This is a genomic window from Vibrio sp. 10N.222.52.C3, assembly GCF_041474195.1.
Lineage (GTDB): Bacteria > Pseudomonadota > Gammaproteobacteria > Enterobacterales > Vibrionaceae > Vibrio > Vibrio crassostreae_C.
Window position 1 is genome coordinate 1 of sequence record NZ_JBFRTQ010000143.1, and the last position, 5,210, is coordinate 5,210.

4 protein-coding genes are annotated in these 5,210 nt (G+C 45.1%); 2 read left to right on the forward strand and 2 right to left on the reverse strand.

What is annotated here, in order from left to right:
* Positions 1–114 precede the first annotated feature (114 nt).
* Positions 115–873, reverse strand: a complete 759-nt coding sequence (locus tag AB4517_RS19400; protein ID WP_017061220.1) for an ABC transporter substrate-binding protein — start codon at positions 871–873, stop codon at positions 115–117.
* Positions 874–961: 88 nt separating this feature from the next.
* Between AB4517_RS19400 and AB4517_RS19405 the strand changes: the two genes are divergently transcribed.
* Complete coding sequence (locus AB4517_RS19405; RefSeq protein WP_372149250.1) at positions 962–3,397, forward strand: response regulator; 2,436 nt, start codon at positions 962–964, stop codon at positions 3,395–3,397.
* Positions 3,398–3,525: 128 nt separating this feature from the next.
* On the opposite strand, the gene AB4517_RS19410 is transcribed toward AB4517_RS19405, so the two are convergent.
* Positions 3,526–4,254: a UTRA domain-containing protein gene (locus AB4517_RS19410; protein WP_372149253.1), complete on the reverse strand. Its 729-nt coding sequence runs from the start codon at positions 4,252–4,254 to the stop codon at positions 3,526–3,528.
* A gap of 211 nt (positions 4,255–4,465) precedes the next feature.
* Here AB4517_RS19410 and AB4517_RS19415 point away from each other — a divergent pair.
* Positions 4,466–5,210: ABC transporter substrate-binding protein (locus tag AB4517_RS19415; protein ID WP_372149256.1), on the forward strand; the 745-nt coding region annotated here is incomplete at its 3' end.

Here is a 5,210-nt window from a genome sequence, read left to right on the forward strand (position 1 = left end):
GGCCGCCCTGCTATCTAGTATGAAGCAGGGCGGCCTTTTCGGTTTTAGAGAGTCAGGCATCAACGAGAGTTAACGTACGTGACTCTCGTTGATAAGTTCTACGTTACGCTGGTGCTATAAGTAACTCTGTACGATGTCGTCAAGCTGTCCATCGTCTTTCATTTGGTCTAGGCGTTGGTTGATGAAGCTTTGCAGCTTAGGATCCATCTCAGGGTCAAACGCCAAATGGATAGGGTAGTTATTGATGACAGAACCAAACTCTTGCATCTGGTAATCATCAATACTCAGTTTTTGTTCGTTTAGGTTGTATTTGATTCGTGATTCCATTTCCACAAACACGGTGTCGCCAGGTGCTCGGTTCAGGACACGAAACGCAGCAGTGTAATCTTTTACTCGAATCTCGTTGAGCTTGCCCTGTTGGATATAAGGTTCCAAGTTCGGATACTCAAATCCTTTCAGCAATACTACGGCTTTCCCATCGAGATCATCGATTGTATTGAACTCAAATGGCTTTTTACCGCTGCTGAGTAATACGTGTTTTACATTGTAAATCGGGTCTTCAGATAGGTTCGCAGATTGAATATTCCCCCAACTAGGGCTGCCATAGGTAACCCAGTTTGGATTCTCTCTCGCATCGAGCTTGTCGATCATTCGATTAAAAGGGTAGGTGTGGTAGTTGATCTCATATTGGCTGTCATCAAACACGGCTTCCACAATATCTGAAACAATTCCTCTGTGAGATGACCCGTCAGTTTCGATTTGAAAAGGTTGCGCTTGGCTCGCAATAATGTAGTAGTGAAGAGGTTCGTTTGCAGAAGCATAACTGCTTGAAAACAAACTGACTATGGATGCAACGATAAGATGTTTTTTCATAACCTTCCCTAGTTATTTGATGAATGACTACTATTATACTAGTTGAGTAATTGTAGTTTGCTAGGATAACAATAATGGTAATTTGTGTATGGTGACAAAAGGAAAACGCTACGTTGGACTCTCCCGACAGTTGATCGGGATGATAATAGCGATCAGTACCTTATTCACAGTTATAGTGACAGGTCTCGGGTTGTATGTAGAGTACCAAAGTCGAGTTTCTTTTATCAGCTCTCAGATCGAGCAGGTCAAGGCTGGCTACCTTTCTGGTTTAACGGCAAGTTTGTGGGTTGAAGATCGAGAGCAATTGTTTGTGCAAGCCGAAGGCATCTCTCGCCTCCCTTCGGTCAGTTACCTTCTTATCGAAAGTCCCGATGAAAAAATTCTAGAGTTAGGTCAAAAGACCGAAGGCCAATCTTATTCTCAGTCTTGGGAAATGGTGCACCAGATGGGCGGCACAGACTTCCCGTTGGCGACGCTCACGGTGCAATCAGACTTGAGCATGATCCTAGATGACTTTGAAGAACGAGTGTTATTGTTGCTCGCCTTCGAAGCCGTTAAAATCTTCTTGTTGTCTCTCGTATGTTTAACCATCGTCTATCGTCTTGTCGTAAAACGTTTGATGACTATGTCTTCCCAAATCAACCAACAACAGGTCGAAGACAACAAACCGCGCTTTATAACGCCAACTCACTCTACTTACAAAGATGAGATATCGACTCTAGAGAGTAGCTATAACCGATCGGTAGAACGTATTCGTCAACAATATCAAGAGCTGGAAAAAGCTAAAGATGTTGCTGAGGTGGCCAACCGCAATAAAAGTGAATTTCTTGCCAATATGAGTCACGAAATCCGTACACCAATGAATGGGATTATCGGGTTGTCGTCTTTGCTCTCTGAAATGGATATGCCGAAAGAGCAAAAAGAGTACATCAACATGCTCAACACCTCTTCGCTTACGTTGCTCGACTTAATCAACGACATTCTCGATTACTCGAAGATCGAAGCGGGGCGACTAGAGCTTCAGCAAGAGCCGATGAAAATGATGGGCATTGCGGCCGACGTTGAATCAACCTTTCGAGTGAAAGCCGAACAGAAAGGGCTTCGATTCCAATTAGCGATCGACCCTAAGATCCCAACCATGGTGATTGGCGACGGTACACAACTAAGACAAGTCCTAAATAACTTAGTAGGTAACGCGATTAAATTTACCGAGCATGGCCACGTCACGCTCTCGCTTCGTTTGGAAGAGGTGGTTGAGCCTGAGCAAAAACTCAGAGTGAGGTTCGAGGTTGTCGACAGCGGTATCGGTATTGCAGAAGACAAACAGAAATCGGTGTTCGATAAGTTTCAACAAGCCGACGGCAGTACCACACGTATTTATGGAGGCACAGGGCTTGGTCTAACAATATGCGAGAAGATAGTGACATTGATGGGCAGCAAGCTTGAACTCACCAGTGTTGAAGGTAAAGGCAGTACCTTCTATTTTACGGCTGACTTTGACCCGTGTTTAGAAGCCGATGAAAGCAATATCGATTTCAATAAGGTTTCGGTTCTGCTTGTGGATGATAGCCAGCTGAACATGCGTATAACGTCTACACAGCTTCAATCCTTTGGCGTTAAGTCTGAGTGCTGTGAAACGGCAAACCAAGCGTTAGAGTTGGTTTCAGAGTCTGTGGCTCAGTCATCACCTTATGATCTCGTTCTGATAGACAAAGTAATGCCGTCCGTTGATGGCTTTCAACTGGCGAGAAGCTTAGTTGAACGCTTTGGTAGCGAGTGTCCCAAGTTAGTGATGATCTCTGCTGACCCTAGAAAGCAAGATGAAGCTCGTGCTAAACAAGTCGGTTTTGTTGCCTACATTGCGCGTCCTTACCAAGATAATCAGCTTAAATGGACCATCAGTGAGGTACTCGCGAGAGCGGCTGATACTTCAGTCTTTACCTATCCGAACAGAGGAGAGGTTGCGTTTAAAGACAATGAAACTGTGCCGTTAAGTAAACCTGCAGCGGTTGTTAAAGATGCTCCCATTGTCTCTGTAAACGCCACACCAGCCGATAAACAAGCTCCAATTCAAGCAGAGTCAAAACCTGTCGCAGTTGCCGGAGAATTTAGTGGTACAGTTTTAGTTGTTGAAGACTCGCGAGTAAACCAACAAGTCGCCAAGATGATGCTCAAGAAGCTTGGCTTTGAGGTTGATATTGCCGACAACGGTGAAATTGGTGTCGAGAAATTCAAAGTCAACGAATACGAGATGATTTTTATGGATTGTCAGATGCCGGTTCTCGATGGCTTCGAAGCGACCAAGCAGATCCGAGCGCTCGAAGAAGGGGCTGCAAAGCATATTCCAATCATTGCGCTGACGGCCAACGTCGTGCAGCGAGACAAGCATTTGTGCTTCGATGTAGGCATGGATGAGTTTTTACCTAAACCGGTTAACCAAGGCAAACTGAGAGAGATCGTAGCGAGTTTTTTATCTAAAGAAACCGATTCGACCAAAGAAGAAGATGAGCAAAAGATTGTTTAGTTAGTGCCTCATTAAACGTAACCGTTGAAAATAAAAACTCCGTCAGAATTTGTCGGAGTTTTTGTATGTTAGCTTTTTCTTCCCAAACCTAAACTTAAGCCTAAAACTATACAAATGGCCATGTGGCGCTAACCAATACTATCAATATGAATCACCACAGAGTCCGGTCGCCAGTACTCCAACTCGCAGTCCATTAGCTCACCGTCTTGTTTGTAGTTCACTCGGCAGATCTTCAAAACAGGCTGGCCCTCTGCCAAATTCAGCGCCTTGGCGACATGAGCAGGGGCAGAAGTGGGAATCACATCAAAACGCGAGCGTTGGGTCTCGTAGCCGTATTTTTCTCGGTAGATGCCTGTTAGTGACATGGTGAGGTTTTCCGACAAGACACCATCAAATAAGGGCGCTTTCAGTACATTTTCAACAAACAGCACTGCTCTACCATCAATAAAACGCAAGCGCTCAATCACGTGTATTGGCGTTATCTGCTCTATCTCTAATGCTTTGGCGTAATCGCCTGTCGCCATCTCTGTACGGGTGCTGAGCAGTCTGGTTTCTGCTATGCGGTGTTGTTCACGAATCATTTGATGAAAGTGAGAACGTGACAATGGGTTATAGCGAACACGTTCGGGTGACACATACCAGCCTCGGCGCTCTTCTCGGTATATCAAACCTTCGGTTTCTAATGAGACCAACGCATCTTTGAGCGTAATTCGTGTGGTTGAAAACAGCTCGCTGAGCTCTCTTTCGGATGGCAGTTTTTGCCCTTCAATGAAGATACCTGATTGAAGCTGCTCTCGAATACTCGCCTTAATTCTTCCTAACTGTGTCCCTGATTGCCCGGTGCCCAATGTTCTCATTACTGATCTAGTCCATAAGTTCGTGTGCTTAATAAGGTAAACCATGGAGTTAACAGGAATGTGACAGTAAACAATGGCTTATTGTCATATGAGTGAAATATAACTGCCACGTAAATGCACTCGAACTGTCAAATAACTTACGGCAAACCGTCACATTCCGGCTATAGCATACAAAACGAACTTACTGACCTAGTCCAGAAGGATAGAGACAATGAAAACTTTGCTTAGCCGTTCAACTGTATCGCCAGCTAAATTAATCGGTTCACCTGCAAAATTGATAGGCACAACCGCTAAATTGATTGGTGTAACAGGACTTACGGCAACACTTTCAATGCCAGCGATGGCGAAGGATGCTGATCTTGAGTCACTGATTGAAGCCGCTCAAAAAGAGGGGGCAGTTTACAGTGTGGGTATGCCAGACAGTTGGGCAAACTGGAAAGGCACATGGACTGACCTGAAAGCAAACTACGGTTTGAAGCATCAGGATACCGATATGAGCTCGGCTCAGGAGATCTCGAAATTTGAAGCAGAGAAGAAAAACGCAACCGCTGATATTGGTGATGTGGGTTTCGCATTCGCACGTGTGGCAGTGAAGAAAAACGTCACTCAGCCATACAAACCAACCACTTGGAATGACATTCCAGACTGGGCAAAAGACAAAGATGGTCACTGGGCTCTGGCTTACACAGGTACTATCTCGTTCATTTCAAACAACAACCTTGTTGAAGATGCGCCGAAAACTTGGAGTGACCTACTAGAAGGCGACTACAAAGTCACAGTGGGCGATGTCGGCGTAGCCGCGCAAGCAAACAACGCGATTTTAGCGGCAGCATTTGCTAATGGCGGTGACGAGTCGAACCTGAAACCAGCGATTAAATTCTTTGGTGAACTAGCGAAGCAAGGCCGTCTATCTTACACAGATCCAAGCATTGCGAACCTTGAAAAAGGCGAAGTGG

Excerpts from the sequence above, each read along its gene's own strand:
- AB4517_RS19405 (WP_372149250.1), top strand. The coding sequence starts at position 962 with ATGGTGACAAAAGGAAAACGCTACGTTGGACTCTCCCGACAGTTGATC.
- AB4517_RS19400 (WP_017061220.1), bottom strand. The coding sequence starts at position 873 with ATGAAAAAACATCTTATCGTTGCATCCATAGTCAGTTTGTTTTCAAGC.
- AB4517_RS19410 (WP_372149253.1), bottom strand. The coding sequence starts at position 4,254 with ATGAGAACATTGGGCACCGGGCAATCAGGGACACAGTTAGGAAGAATT.